The 12,731-nt window shown below is 71.2% G+C and carries 9 protein-coding genes and 1 pseudogene; 6 read left to right on the top strand and 4 right to left on the bottom strand.

Going from position 1 to position 12,731, the window contains the following annotated elements; genetic code table 11:
* Window positions 1–4: 4 nt before the first annotated feature.
* On the bottom strand, window positions 5–373 hold the full coding sequence (locus ACLJOK_RS29635) for a PspC domain-containing protein (RefSeq protein WP_124822169.1): 369 nt from the start codon (window positions 371–373) through the stop codon (window positions 5–7).
* A gap of 143 nt (window positions 374–516) precedes the next feature.
* Here ACLJOK_RS29635 and ACLJOK_RS29640 point away from each other — a divergent pair, with 143 nt between their 5' ends.
* The 3 genes from ACLJOK_RS29640 (at window position 517) to ACLJOK_RS29650 (ending at window position 4,432) form a co-directional block, all read left to right on the top strand.
* Complete coding sequence (locus tag ACLJOK_RS29640; protein ID WP_410821831.1) at window positions 517–1,467, top strand: NUDIX hydrolase; 951 nt, start codon at window positions 517–519, stop codon at window positions 1,465–1,467.
* 673 nt (window positions 1,468–2,140) lie between these two features.
* Window positions 2,141–3,151: an NUDIX domain-containing protein gene (locus tag ACLJOK_RS29645; RefSeq protein ID WP_410821832.1), complete on the top strand. Its 1,011-nt coding sequence runs from the start codon at window positions 2,141–2,143 to the stop codon at window positions 3,149–3,151.
* 330 nt (window positions 3,152–3,481) lie between these two features.
* Window positions 3,482–4,432, top strand: a complete 951-nt coding sequence (locus ACLJOK_RS29650) for a CDP-alcohol phosphatidyltransferase family protein (RefSeq protein WP_410822214.1) — start codon at window positions 3,482–3,484, stop codon at window positions 4,430–4,432.
* A 75-nt stretch (window positions 4,433–4,507) separates the two neighbouring features.
* Here the strand turns inward: ACLJOK_RS29650 and ACLJOK_RS29655 are convergent, their stop codons facing one another.
* From ACLJOK_RS29655 to ACLJOK_RS29665, 3 genes and pseudogenes are all read right to left on the bottom strand, one after another.
* Complete coding sequence (locus tag ACLJOK_RS29655; RefSeq protein ID WP_410821833.1) at window positions 4,508–5,761, bottom strand: phosphatidylserine decarboxylase; 1,254 nt, start codon at window positions 5,759–5,761, stop codon at window positions 4,508–4,510.
* Between the two features lie 601 nt (window positions 5,762–6,362).
* Window positions 6,363–6,611, bottom strand: a pseudogene (locus ACLJOK_RS29660) (hypothetical protein); the annotation flags it as partial.
* Window positions 6,608–8,395, bottom strand: coding sequence for a PspC domain-containing protein (locus ACLJOK_RS29665; RefSeq protein WP_410821834.1), 1,788 nt, complete (start codon window positions 8,393–8,395; stop codon window positions 6,608–6,610). The gene ACLJOK_RS29665 and the pseudogene ACLJOK_RS29660, both read right to left, overlap by 4 nt.
* 155 nt (window positions 8,396–8,550) lie before the next feature.
* On the opposite strand from ACLJOK_RS29665, the gene ACLJOK_RS29670 reads away from it, so the two are divergent.
* The 3 genes from ACLJOK_RS29670 to ACLJOK_RS29680 all read left to right on the top strand — a co-directional run bounded on the left by ACLJOK_RS29670 (window position 8,551) and on the right by ACLJOK_RS29680 (window position 12,726).
* Window positions 8,551–9,816, top strand: a complete 1,266-nt coding sequence (locus tag ACLJOK_RS29670) for a PspC domain-containing protein (protein ID WP_410822215.1) — start codon at window positions 8,551–8,553, stop codon at window positions 9,814–9,816.
* A gap of 2 nt (window positions 9,817–9,818) precedes the next feature.
* The gene (locus ACLJOK_RS29675; protein ID WP_030337843.1) at window positions 9,819–10,505 is read left to right on the top strand and encodes a response regulator; all 687 of its coding nucleotides are present in this window, start codon (window positions 9,819–9,821) and stop codon (window positions 10,503–10,505) included.
* Between the two features lie 580 nt (window positions 10,506–11,085).
* Window positions 11,086–12,726: an ABC transporter substrate-binding protein gene (locus tag ACLJOK_RS29680; RefSeq protein ID WP_410821835.1), complete on the top strand. Its 1,641-nt coding sequence runs from the start codon at window positions 11,086–11,088 to the stop codon at window positions 12,724–12,726.
* The last annotated feature ends 5 nt before the right edge of the window (window positions 12,727–12,731 follow it).

The following is a 12,731-nucleotide window of genomic DNA, read 5'->3' on the forward strand; positions in this document are numbered from 1 at the left end:
CCGCTCACGCGGCCGGCGGCATGCTGGGCGGGGTCGTCGGCGGGTAGGGCGGCGTCGGGGCGTACCCCTGCGGTGGTCCGCCCGGCGCGGGCCCGGCGGTGGGCGGCGGGCCGTTCTGCGGCGCGACGCCCGCGGCGTGCGGCCAGGCCGGCGCGCCGGTGGGCTCCTCCGGCATGAGGAACCACATGATCGGGTACGCGAACAGCGCGAGCCCGCCGGTGAGCAGGCCGGTGACCGCGAAGATAACCCGGACCAGTGTGGGATCGACGGCGAAGTAGCGGCCGACGCCGCTGGCGACGCCGGCGACCATGCGGTCGGTGGTGGGTCGCCGAAGCTGCTTGTACGGAGCGCGGGGAGCGGTGGTCGATGTCATACCCCTACCGTCCGCGCTGGCGCCCGGCCCGCCCTCGGTGACCGCCCGGATCCTTACCCTGACCAATCCCTGACCGGGAACGGATAGTCAGGAATCCGACTCTTTTCCGTTCCGGTAACCCGGCCCGGGGAGAATTTGCTTCCGTGACCACCTTGCTCAAGCCGCTCCGCAGGATCGCGGCATACGCAGTTTGTGCTGATTCAAGCGGCCGAGTCTTGCTGGTCCGCGCATCGGAGCGCTCCGGCACCCCCGGCACGTGGTCGCTGCCCGGCGGGGCGGTCGACCATGGCGAGGACCCGAACCACACAGTCGTTCGCGAGACCGCCGCCGAAACCGGCCTCTCCGTCGCCGTCTCCAGCCTGGCCGACGTGCTCGCCGACATGCGGGCACTCCCGGACCGCGGCATCACCATCCACACCGACCGGCTGATCTACCGGGTGGCGGTGCGCGGCGGCACCCTCGCAGACCGGGTCGGCGAGCGCCCCACCGACCTGGCCCGGTGGTACACCCTCGACGAGGCGCGCGAGCTGCCGCTGCGCTCGTTCACCGCACGCGCCCTCGGGCTGCCCGCGTCCTCGGCCGACGTGGTGCCCGACGAGGCACCCGAGTTCCCCTCCTTCTACGCCGTGCCCGGCCCCGACGGGCTGCACCGGGCCCAACGCTTCGCCGCGTATGCGGTCTGCACCGACCCCGCCGGTCGAGTGCTGCTCACCCGCATCTCCGACGGCTACCCGGGCGCCGGCTGCTGGCACCTGCCCGGCGGCGGTACCGACTACGGCGAGCAGCCCGGCGCGGCACTGATCCGGGAGCTGGTCGAGGAGACCGGCCAGGCCGGCCGCCTCGTCGAGCTTCTCGGCGTCGCCAGCCACCGCGACGCCGCCTCACTCGGCCCAGAGGGCTACCCGATCGACTGGCACGGCGTACGCGCCTTCTACCGGGTCGTCGTCGACCAGCCCAACCCACTCACCGTTGCCGACGTGGGTGGGTCCACCTGCGAAGCCCGCTGGTTCGGCCGCGAGGAGCTGGGTGCCCTTCCCACCGACCGCCTCACCGAGGTGACCGCCGAAGCAGTCCAAGCCGCCCAACTCACCTGACCCCGACCGGGTCCACGAGGGGCCGGCGGGCCAGCGGGCCTCGGGCCTCGGGCCAGCGGGCCTCGGGCCTCGGGCCTCGGGCCTCGGGCCTCGGGCCTCGGGCCTCGGGCCTCGGGCCTCGGGCCTCGGGCCTCGGGCCTAGATCGTGCTCGAACCAGGATGTAGTGGCCTCACCGACGCGCCGATGCCACTACATCCTAGATATTGCGCGATCTTGAGCTCGGGGACACCCCGCGGAGGGGTTCCATCCGGGCGTCCCGGGCAGGGAGTCTCCTCGGCGCCGCCCATGGGGTCGTCCGGCTTCTGGGGGTCCGTGCCTCCAGCCTTTGATCACCTCGGGTTCCTTGAAGGCGCGGTATCCCGGGCGCTGGGATACCGCGCCTTCCGTGAACCCGAGGTGATCAGCGTTCGTCTCGACTGCCGCGACGCGAATGGACTCCACAATGCGGGCTAACGGAGTGAAGCGACCACGGCTGTAAATAGGGCGAAAAGGTATTTATGGGGCAAGTCGTCGTCGTGGGTCGGTTACCTCGGCTTGAACGCCTCGGCTCGCCCAGTTCTGCGGGTTTCCCCGCGCAGCCTCGCGTTGATCATGAAGCTATCGTCAGGCGCGAGATGGACGGCGATGACTTCATGATCAATAGTTCGGGGTGCGAAGCGGGGGCGAGCGAAGGTGCGATTTACGCGGCGAGTCGGGGCCTACGGGCTATTGCGGGACTCGGGCCGGGTCCTGGTGGTTCGGGACGGGGTGGAGGGTGAGTTTCCGGGGATCTGGCGGTTGCCGGGCGGTGCCGTCGGGCATGCCGAGGACCCGGAGCGCGCCGTGGTCCGCGAACTCGCTGGACAGGCTGGGCTGGCGGTCACTGTGACGCGACTGCTCGCGGTCGTCGCCGATGTGGCCACCTTCCCGGAGGGCAAGGTCGCGTTGCATACCGACCGGCTGCTGTTCGACCTCAGCACGCCCCACGACGCACCTTCTCAGGGTGCGCTGCTCGAAAGCGCGTTGCCCGAAAGCGCGCGGCCCGAGGGCGTGCGGCCCGAGGGCGTGCGGCCCGGGAGCGGGGTGGGTGAGGCGGGGGTTGGACTGGTTGATCAAACCTGCTGGCTCTCACTGGCGGAGGTGGCGCAGTTGCCGCTGACCCCGTTCACCGCCGAGGCGCTCGGCCTGCCGGTCACCCCACTGCCGCCGGGAGCGCACCGGTCGCGGGACCTGTTCCCGCCGCCGCACCCCGACCGTCGGCTGCGCTTCGGGGCGTACGGGCTGGTGACCGACCCTGCTGGGCGGATCCTGCTCACTCAGATCGCGGAGGGCTATCCGGGGGCCGGTCTGTGGCATCTGCCCGGTGGTGGCACCGATCACGGTGAGCAGCCGGCCGCCGGGTTGCTGCGGGAGTTGGTCGAGGAGGGCGGGCAGGTGGGCCGGGTCGTGGAGCTTCTCGGCGTCAACAACTTGCACAATCCCGCCGCGATGGGCCCGGAGGGCCGGCCGCTGGACTGGCATGGCGTACGGGTGATCTATCGGGTGCTGGTAGACGTACCTACTGACGCGGTGGTCACCGAGACCGCTGGCGGGTCGACGGCGCGGGCGGGGTGGTTCACCCGGGCAGAGGCGGCTGACCTGCCGTTGAGCGACATCGCTGTCATAGCAATCGGACAGAGTGGCCGAAAGCACTCCGCTCGGTGAGCCGACTTGGTGACCCTCCGGTACAGTCAAAGGCGGGAATGATGGAGGAAACGGGCGATGAAGCCCGGGATGGGAACAAGCGAGCGGTTCGAGCGGTTTAAGCCAGATATAAGTACCGCCGGCAGCTATCGCCAAGCCATGTTCCCCTATGCGATGGTGTACTCCGCAAAACGGCTGCCGGGCCATGCAAGGTCCGGCACGAGACAGCCGGACACCCGCCACTTGGCGGTCAGCAGATCCGGTGATGGAGGAAACGTGCCGAGAGCCCCATGGCGCCGGCGTCGTACTACTGACAGTCCGCGCCCCGCAGGGCGTCGCTGGGCGGGCCGGTTGCGCCGCAGCAGCACGTTCGCCCGCCAGGTGCTGTTGGTCCGGGTCGGTCGCCGTGACGGCGACCTGCACCCGACCGACCTGGCCCCGACCGAGCACCGGTACGCCGATCGGCAGCGCCGTCGCTACGGCCTGGACCGGCTCAGCCGGCCGACGCTGGGCGTGGACCCGACACTGGGCCTGGACCGGGTCGACATCGACGCGGTAATGCCGGTCAGCCCGGCGATGCCGCCGATGGCGCAGGCCGACGAGGCCCGCTCGATCCCGCTGCTTCCCGGCGAGCGCACCATGGCGCGCCGGATGAAGTTCGCCTTGGTCAACGCCTGCACGCTGGCCAGCCTGATGCTCGGCATGCTCGCCATCTTCCTGGCCATGCAGGGCGAGGTGCGCATCGCGGCGCTCTGCCTGATCGCCTGCGTCGGCTTCGACGGTCTGGACGGCGCGTTGGCCCGACGGCTCGGGGTGGCCAGCCCGTTCGGCGCACAGATGGACTCACTGGCCGACATGTGCTCGTTCGGTCTCGCCGCGCCGGTCGTGGTCTACGCCTCGCTCGCCGGCTCGGTCTCCACGGCCGCGGCGGCGGTGGCGTGCGCCCTGGTCGCGGCGTGTGCCGCGGTCCGACTGGCCCGCTTCAACGTCTCGCCGAAGGACGGCCGGTTCTTCTGCGGGGTGCCCACCACCATGGCGGCCGCGGTGCTCGCCGTGACAGTGGCGATCGGCCTGCCGGTGCCCGGTGCCGTGCTGGTCGCCGGGGTGGCGCTGCTGGCCTTCGCGATGGTCTCCAGCTTCCCGTACGCCAAGCTCGCCCGCCTGGTGAAGCTGCCGCCGTGGCTCTGGTTGGCCCCGGTGATCGGCGCGCTGGTCGACATTCGGCTGACATTCGCCCTGATCGTGGTGGGCTACCTGGTCAGCGGGCCGGTCCTCTGGCTGCGGCAGCGTCGTACCGCGTGATCTGAGCAAACGTGATCTGAGCAAACGAGGAACGGGGCGCCGCGGACAGCGGCGCCCCGTTCCTCGTTTGCGCTGTCAGCGCCAGCGGGCGATGACCGTGGACCCGCCGACCACCTTGTCGCCCGGCCCGACCAGCGGGTCCGCGGCATCGGCGGGCAGGTAGACGTCGGTCCGGGAGCCGAACCGGATCAGCCCGAAGCGCTCGCCCTTGGCCAGCAACGCGCCGATCGGCGCGCGCTGCACGATCCGGCGGGCGATCAGCCCGGTCCGCTGCGCGACCACCACAGTGCCGCGCGCGGTGTCCAGAACGGTGTACGCGGCCACGTTGTGCTCGGCGTCCGGCTTCATCGCGTTGACGAAGCCGCCGTCGGCGACGAAGTAGTCCACCACCTTGCCGGCGACCGGGGCGCGGTTGACGTGTACGTCCAGCACCGACAGGAACACCGCGATCCGCAGCCACTCGCCGTCGCCGAAACGCTCGTCGTGCAGCCGCTGCACCGACAGGACCTTCCCGTCCGCGCTGGCGACCACGGCGCTCGGGTCCTCCGGCACGTCCCGTTCGGGATCCCGGAAGAACGCGGCGACCGGCCCGGCGGCCAGGGCCGGCAGCAGCCACAGCTTGGACGACGGGCGCGCCACCCGGGCCAGCGCCGCGAGGCCCAGCGCGATGCCCGCCGCCGCCACGCCGTTGGAGTCGATGTGCATGCCCCGGGTCACCGGCACACTCGACGGCCGGTACGCGGGGGCCAGGCTGTCGGCCGTGGCCGGGCTGGCCGGGGTGAACCGCAGGCGGTAGACCCGCACCGGCGGCGAGTTGAGCAGCACCAGATCGGCGCCGACGCCGTAGAGGGCGTCCTGTCGGGCCAGCTCGGCGGCGGCACCCTCGGTCCGGCCGGGGGTGGCGACGGTCGCCACGCTCAACACCGCCCCGTCGGTGAGGTACTTGGCCAACCCCTCCACGCCGCTGCGGGTCGCCTCGGCGGTGCCGGTGAACACCTCACCGGCGATGACGACCGCGGCGGCCTCGGCTTCGGCCAGTGAGTCGACGACGCTCACCCGGTCGGCGACCCAGCGGCCCTGGGCGGTGACGTGCTCGCGGAGCGCCGCGGCGCCGAACGGCTCGGCGGGCACCACGGTGAGCCGGTCACCGGGGAGCAGCGCATCGACCGCCGCGGCCAGCACCGCGGAGTCCGGGGTCACCCCGACCAGCAGGGCGGCCTTGGCGTCGTTGATCCGGGCCAGCTCGGCGACGAGGGTACGGGCGGCTCGCTCGCCGATGCGGACCGGACCGGACCGGCCGGTGGTACGCACGGCGGGGGACTGGGTCATGTCGGGCGGGCTCCTGACGGGGGTAGAGACGGGAATCGCGGCGGGACCGCCATGGGCGGGACGGGCCGGCCGGCGGAGGCGAGATCTCCACCAGCCAGCATATGCGTCCGTCCGCGCCGGCCGCACCGCCGTGGGGATGCGGTGGACCGACGCGGACAGCTGCCCGAGGTCAGGCTTCCCGGCGCGGACCCTCCCGCTCGTCACCCGGCCGGTCGCCGACGGCCTCGACCGGTTGGTCGGAACGGGTCGCCTCGTCCCCCTCGGACGAGGCCGGACGGGTGAGCTTGCCGATGGTCGGCTCGTTGTCCCCGTTGCCGGGTTGGTCGGGGATGGGCTCAGTCGGCGGCTCCGACGGCGGATGTGCCAGCCAGGCCGGGTGGATCACGTCGATGGCCGCTGAATCCTCCGCCCGCACCTCGGTGGTCGGCGTCTCCAGCGTCCGGTCCGCGAAGAGCGTCGGGTCCGAGGAGCGCGTCGGGTCCGAGATGAGCGTCGGGTCGGGGGAGGGAGTGTCCCAGGTGGACCTTTCGGCTTCCCAGACCGGCAGGGCCGCGCCGGAGGTCGACGTGGCGGCGCCGGAAACGGGTGCGCCGGAGACGGATGTGCCGGAGACGGGCGCCACCGCCTCGGCGGCACCGGCCTCGGCAATCGGCGCCGGCTGGCTCGGTCGACCCGAGCGCAGCGCGCCGACCAGACCGAAGACCCCGATCAGGATGAGTGCGCCGGCCAGGAACCAGCCGACCGGCGGTAGCGCGAGCCCGAGCAGTTGGGCGAGCAGCCACCAAGCGGACAGGGCCAGGAACACCAGCCCGAAGGCGAACGACACCAGATCCGTGCGGTGAGCCTTCACCGGGTCACCTCCAGGTTGCCGGCATTGACATGGATGTAGAGGCGCAGGGTCCCGCCGCCGGGCCCGTCCGCGCCGACGTCTGTGGATTCCCGCAGGCGGCCGTCCAGCCCGCCGGAGCGGTTGCCGAAAACCGTGGCGTCACCCGCGTTGACGTCGGCCACTGTGGTGACGTCCACGTTCGGCGGCACGACCACTGTTGCCTTGCCGAAGTTGACGGCCACTGTCACCTGGCTGTCCCGTTTCGCGAAGTCGATCCCGCGCAGGTCGAGCACGGCGTCACCGAAGCTGTTCTCGTACCGGTCCGCCAGGTCGCGGTAGTCGGTCGGCGCCCAGGTCACCGCGCCGTCGACCCCCCGGATCCGGTCGTAGGACTCGGCGACGGTCGCCGTGCCCAGCGCTGCCGCGGTCACCAGACCGAGCGCGATGAGCCAGCGGGCCCGCCCGAACCAGGTGCCGACCAGCAGCCCCAGCGCGATGGTGGCCAGCGCGGCCGCGAAGTACGCCGAGGCGCTGATGGCGAAGACGTCCAGCAGGTCGAGCAGGGCGACCAGACCGAGCACCAGGAAGATCAGTGAGAAGGTCACCGCGCCGAGCGGCGACCGCTCCTTGGGGCGCTTTGGCGGCTTCGGTGGCTTCGGCGGAGGAGGTGCGGCCGGGGTCGGCGAAGCGTACGGGCCGTGCGGCGCGAACGGGGGGCGGTAGCCGGAGGGCGGCGGGGCGGTCGGATAGCCCCCCAGGGCCGCGGGTGTGCTGCTCACCGGTGCCGACGGCCAGCCGGCGCTGGGCATCGCGACGCTCGGCCAGCCGGGCTGGGCGGCCGTCATGCCGGCCGGTTGCCCGGACACCGGGCCGACCCCGGACACCGGCTGCGTCGCGCTGGTCGGCGGCGCGTCGTACGTCGGGATGGTGACGGTGGGCGCCGCCCCCGTCGTCGCGGTGGCGTACCCCGGACCGGTGCTGTACATCGGCGGCGTCGCCGCTGGGCCGGTCGACGGCGCCGCGCCGTACGACGGCCAGGTCACCGGTGGGACGACCGGGCCGGCCGGGTTGCCGGACGGTGCGGCCGGCGGCGGGCCACCCGGGGTGCCGGGTCGTTGATTGCGGCCGTCCCGGTTGAGTAGGAGCGCGCCGGCCACCAGGATCGCCGCGCCGAGCAGCACCGCGCGGAAGGCGTCGGTGACGATGTACGCGAAGCTGGCCGCGACCAGGATGCCCAGGACGATCACCGTCACCGGCGACATGCTGGAGCGCCCGCGTCCGAGCATGGACTCGACGGGGGACGCGGTGTCGCCCTCGTTCGGGATGATCAGCCAGGCGGCGACGTACACCAGGATGCCGATGCCTCCGAAGAACCCGAGCACCGCGAGCAGCACCCGCCAGAGCACCGGATCGGTGTTGGTGGCGCGCCCGATGGCCGCGCAGACACCTGCCAGGTACCGCCCCTCGCGCGGCCGGACCAGCCCGTACCGCGAGGTGAAGCCGGTGCCGCCCAGCGGCGGTTGCGGCGCGGACGGACCGGGACCCCCCGGCCCGGGTGGCGTGCCGCCCGGGCCGTAGCCGGTGCCCGCCGCGAACCCCGGGCCCGGGCCGTAGCCCGCCGTGGGCGGCGCGTAGCTGTCGGCCGGCTCGCCGGGTGCGGTGCCGGCGGTCGCGTCGGTGCCAGCGTGCGGACCGAACGTGCTGGGCTCGGTCCATTCGGTGGGCGTGGTGGTGGGCGGGGGCGGTGCTGAACCGCCCGGCTGTGCCGACCCCGGTCGGGGCGGCGGGGCAGCTTCCTCGGTCATGCTTCGATCCTGCTGCCCGGTCCACCCGAACGACCTCAGGACCCGACCCTGACCCCACCCTGAGATCCGGGGGCCGGAATGTCGGGGGCGTCCCCGTGGTCGCGGACGCCGCAGCGTGTGACGATCGAGTCACCGACCTCGACCTGTCCGCCACAGTGACCAGGGAGCCTCCGATCAGCACCGTGACCCCGCCCCCGCGCCTCTACCGCGCCCCGGAGCACCGGATGGCCGCCGGCGTCGCCGCCGGTATCGCCGACCATCTCGGCATCTCGGTGCTGCGGGTGCGCGTCGCGTTCATGGTCCTGCTCGGGCTGAGCGGGCTCGGCCTGCTGCTCTACGCGGCCTTCTGGGCGGTGGTGCCGCTTCGTCCCGGCGACACCGCGGTGCCGCCCCGGCGGGACGTCGCCCAACTCCTGCCGTTCGTGGGGATCGGGCTGGGTGTCCTGCTGATCCAGGTGATGGTCTTCGACTCGGTCGGCGCGGCGGGCACCGCCGGTTGGCTGGTCGCCATCATCGCTGTCGGCGCCGGGGTGATCTGGCACCAGTCCGCGCCCGAGCGGCGGCGACAGTGGGGCGACGCGATGCCGGTGCCCTGGCTCGGCGCGGTCGTCGAGGAGAGCGACCGGCGGGCCTTCGTGCTCCGGTTCATCGGCGGGGGAGTGCTGGTCGCGGTCGGCATCATCGGCGTCGCGGCCGTCTACTCGCCGGCACAGAACTTCGACGCGGTGATCAACGGCGTGATCTTCGCGTTGGTCGGGTTGGCCGGCGTCGGCGTTGTCGCCGCGCCGGTGCTCTGGCGGACGTACAGCCAGCTCCGCTCGGAGCGCGAGGGGCGCATCCGCGAGCAGGAGCGGGCCGAGTTGGCCGCGATGGTGCACGACCAGGTGCTGCACACGTTGGCCCTGATCCAGCGCAACCCCGGCGACGTCAAGACGGTGCAGCGGCTGGCCCGGGGGCAGGAGCGTTCCCTGCGCAACTGGCTCTACAAGCCGACGGCTTCGCCGAGCGAGCGCTTCGCCGCCGCGCTGGAACAGGCCGCAGCCGAGGTCGAGGACACCTTCGCGATCAGCGTGGAGACGGTGGTGGTGGGTGACCGGGAGACCGACGAGAAGGTCGGCGCGCTGGTCGCGGCCGCCCGGGAGGCGTTGGTGAACGCGGCCCGGCACGCCGGCGTGCAGACCGTGTCGCTCTACGCCGAGGTGGAACCGGATCAGGTCAGTGTCTTCGTCCGGGACCGGGGGAAGGGCTTCGATCCGGATACCGTGGAGGACCACCGGCACGGCGTACGCGGCTCGATCATCGGGCGGATGAAGCGGCACGGCGGACGGGCCGAAATACGGTCCGGCCCGGGGGAGGGGACCGAGGTCCGGTTGATCCTGCCGATCTCCCGGGACTCGTCCGCAGCGGAGAGGAACAGATGACCATGGCCGAGCAGTCGACCGAGCACCTCGACCCGGCGGATGCCCGCCCCGAGCGGCTGCGGGTGTTCCTGGTGGACGACCACGCCATGTTCCGAGCCGGGGTGCGCGCGGAGTTGGGCGCCCACGTCGAGGTGGTGGGCGAGGCGAGCACGGTGGCTGAGGCGGTCACCCGGATCGCCGCCGTCGGCCCGGACGTGGTGCTGCTCGACGTGCACATGCCCGACGGCGGCGGTCGCGCGGTGCTGGAGGCGATGCGCCGTACACACCCGCAGGTCAAGTTCCTCGCGTTGAGCGTCTCCGACGCGGCGGAGGACGTGATCGGGCTGATCCGCGCCGGTGCCCGCGGGTACGTCACCAAGACCATCTCCCCGGACGAGCTGGCTGCCGCGATCCGTCGCGTGGCCGACGGGGACGCGGTGTTCAGCCCACGGCTGGCCGGGTTCGTGCTGGACGCCTTCGCGGCCCGGCCGGACGCGCCGGTTGCCGACCCGGAGCTGGACCAGCTCACCAACCGTGAGCGGGAGGTGCTGCGGCTGTTGGCCCGGGGGTACGCGTACAAGGAGATCGCCAAGGAGCTGTTCATCTCCATCAAGACGGTGGAGACGCACGTGTCGAACGTGCTGCGCAAGCTTCAGATGTCCAATCGCTACGAACTCTCCCGCTGGGCGGCGGATCGCCGGCTCGTGTGACGGTGCGTCGCCACCGGTGAGGATCAGAAAAACGTCCGGCGCGCCCTCGTACACCCAGCCGATGATCGTGTCCGGGTAGCCGTAGGGGCCCTCATCCGGATGGGTCGAAACATGAGTGGTGACGGACGTCCTACCGGGCTCGGGTTACCCCGGGGCTTGCGCACGGGCCGAGGCTGGCTCTTCGGGTTGCGCAACGTATTTCCTGCTCAGTGCCGCCCGCCTCGGGCGTTTTATGATCATTTTTCAAGTATCGGCAACGTGGCGGGCAACTAACGGCTTGATAACGGCACCTTCACGGAAGAGGCCAGTGGGTGTCACAGTGGCAGCACCTCACCATCGGTGTGTGGCACTCCGTACGCCCCACGACCACGATTCTGCCGATCTCGGCGGCCCGTGGCTGTGTCGATTGCGTCGTGTCAGGTCTCGTTGGTGGGGAGCCCGGCGGATCGGAACATCAGGGGTGTCCCCAACTTCCCTGTGGTCCCGGCGACCCGCGCCCCCGGGGTGGTCGGGCGGTGTCACCCCCAAACGTGCGTGAAACCCACGACGGAACCTGGTTAGAAAGAGGAGGCCCCTCGGAATGAGAGTCTCGAAGCGGGCGACGAGCGCGATCGCGCTCAGCGCGGCTGCCGCGCTTGTCGCGAGCGGTTGCTCGAGCGGTGAAGGCGACGGCGACGCTGCCGCCAGCAAGGACGGCTCGATCGTTGTCCACGGCGTCCAGCCGGAGAACCCGCTGGTCCCGGCGAACACCACGGAGACCGGCGGTGGCAAGATCATCGACTGGCTCTTCACTGGCCTGGTCGAGTACCCGAACGACGGTGGGGCCCCGCGTAACGCGTTGGCGGAGTCCATCAACACCACCGACTCCAAGGTCTTCACGATCAAGATCAAGGGCGGTACCAAGTTCCACGACGGTACCGAGGTGAAGGCGAAGAACTTCGTCGACGCCTGGAACTGGGCCGCCTACTCGCCGAACGGCGCGCAGAACGGCACCTTCTTCGCGGACATCGCGGGCTTCGACAAGACCTACACCTCGGACCCGGATGGCGCGGACGGCCCGCAGAAGGCCCCGGCGCCGACGGCTGACAAGCTGTCCGGCCTGAAGATCATCGACGACCAGACCTTCGAGGTCACCCTCGCCGCCCCGACCGCGGTCTTCCCGACCAAGCTCGGCTACAGCGCCTTCATGCCGCTGCCGGACGTGTTCTTCACCATGAAGCCGGAAGAGTTCGGCCGCAAGCCGATCGCCAACGGCCCGGTGAAGTTCGTGTCGTGGGAGGACAACTCCCTCATCAAGCTGACGCGCTTTGACGACTACAACCTTCGCGACAAGATGAAGGTCAAGGACGTCGACGTCAAGCTGTACCAGGACGACAACGCGGCCTACGCCGACCTGCTGGCCAACAACCTCGACTTCATGGAGGTTGTTCCCACCTCGGCGCTCGCCGGTGACAAGTGGAAGACCGACCTCGTTGACCGGGGCCGCTCGACCGTCACGCCGTCGACCGCGTTCATCGCGTTCCCGATCTACGACAAGCGCTTCCAGAACCCGAAGCTGCGTCGCGCCGTGTCGCTGGCGGTCAACCGGCAGGAGATCTCCGACAAGATCTTCTTCGGCACCCGCAAGCCGGCCGACAGCTGGGCGAACCCGCTGACCCCGGGCGCCAAGCCGGGCAACTGCACCGCCTGCAAGTTCGACCCGGCCACGGCCAAGACGCTGCTCGCCGAGGCCGGTGGCTTCAGCGGTGAGATGGTCTTCTACTACAACGCGGACTCCGCCCACAAGGACTGGATGGACGCCGTCGCGCAGCAGATCAAGACCAACCTCAACATCAACGCCCGGGCCGAGGGTGTGCCGACCTTCGCGGTGTTCCGCCAGAACATCAACGCCCACGCGATGAAGGGCCCGTACCGTGCTGCCTGGCAGCAGGACTACCCGGACGTCGAGAACTGGGTCAACCCGCTGTTCGTCACCAACGGCTCCTCGAACGACGGCCTCTACAGCAACCCCGAGGTCGACGCCCTTGCCAAGCAGGCCAGCGGCGCTCCGAGCCTGGAGGCCTCGCACGAGGCGTTCGCCAAGGCGGTCGAGAAGGTCGACCAGGACGTTCCGAGCATCCCGGTCTACTTCTACGGTCAGCAGTCCGGCCACTCGGAGAAGATCAAGAAGCTCGAGCTGAACAACGTCGGCGAGATCGACATCACCTCGGTCGAGCTCTGATCCGA

The sequence above is a fragment of the Micromonospora sp. 050-3 genome (assembly GCF_046549335.1).
GTDB classification, from domain to species: domain Bacteria; phylum Actinomycetota; class Actinomycetes; order Mycobacteriales; family Micromonosporaceae; genus Micromonospora; species Micromonospora trifolii.

Excerpts from the sequence above, each read along its gene's own strand:
- ACLJOK_RS29635 (WP_124822169.1), bottom strand. The coding sequence starts at position 373 with ATGACATCGACCACCGCTCCCCGCGCTCCGTACAAGCAGCTTCGGCGA.
- ACLJOK_RS29655 (WP_410821833.1), bottom strand. The coding sequence starts at position 5,761 with ATGACCCAGTCCCCCGCCGTGCGTACCACCGGCCGGTCCGGTCCGGTC.
- ACLJOK_RS29665 (WP_410821834.1), bottom strand. The coding sequence starts at position 8,395 with ATGACCGAGGAAGCTGCCCCGCCGCCCCGACCGGGGTCGGCACAGCCG.
- ACLJOK_RS29675 (WP_030337843.1), top strand. The coding sequence starts at position 9,819 with ATGGCCGAGCAGTCGACCGAGCACCTCGACCCGGCGGATGCCCGCCCC.
- ACLJOK_RS29680 (WP_410821835.1), top strand. The coding sequence starts at position 11,086 with ATGAGAGTCTCGAAGCGGGCGACGAGCGCGATCGCGCTCAGCGCGGCT.